Here is an 874-nt window from a genome sequence, read left to right on the forward strand (position 1 = left end):
GGGGAGTATTACGCGTCTGTCGCGCACACGAAAGCACATCAGGCCCGGCGCCGCCCGAAGCCGTTCACGCTGATCGAGAACACGGCGCTATGCCGGTTGATCGAGGTCTGGATGGATGAGGGATGGAGTCCGATGCTGATTTCGTCAATGTTGGAGTTCTACTTCCCGGATGATCAGACTATGCAGGTGAGTCACGAGACGATCTATCAGGCCCTCTATGTTCAGACCCGCGGAAAATTGCGGGCGGATCTCGCCGAGAAGCTCTCCTTGAAGCGGAAGAGGCGTGTCCCTCACACGGCAGAGCGGCGCAAGAACAGCCCCTATAAGGAGGCGTTCAAGATTAGCGAGCGGCCAGCCGAAGTCGAGGATCGGGCCGTGCCTGGGCATTGGGAAGGGGACCTCATCATCGGGAGTGATGGGACCGCGATCGGCACGCTCGTCGAGCGCGCGACGCGCTTCACGATCCTGCTGCACCTGCCCGAGAACCATACCGCTGACGCCGTCGCTGCGGCGATGATCCGAGAGATGGGCAACCTCCCCGAGCACCTGCGCCGCTCGATCACCTGGGACCGCGGAACCGAGCTCGCCGAATACGCCACGATCCAGACCGCACTGGATGCAACGCTTTATTTCTGCGACCCGCACTCGCCCTGGCAGCGCGGGACCAACGAGAACACCAACAGGCTGCTGCGGTTCTGGTTCGAGAAGGGATCCGACCTCTCCGCCCATACTTCCGAGGATCTCCGCCGGGTCGCTGCGACGCTGAATCGTCGGCCCCGACCCACCCTCGAGCTTCAGACCCCAGCCAACCGGCTGAACGAGCTGCTACTCGCCGCTTAAACCCCCGGCGTTGCTCCCACCATTTGACATTGCC

The 874-nt window shown here is 62.5% G+C and carries 1 protein-coding gene; it reads left to right on the forward strand.

Going from position 1 to position 874, the window contains the following annotated elements:
* Window positions 1-840, forward strand: an 840-nt coding sequence (locus ACW5CM_RS16075; protein WP_457125612.1) for an IS30 family transposase, incomplete at its 5' end; no start/stop codon positions are given.
* Window positions 841-874: the final 34 nt, after the last annotated feature.

It is taken from the genome of Microbacterium wangyouchuni (assembly GCF_054072595.1).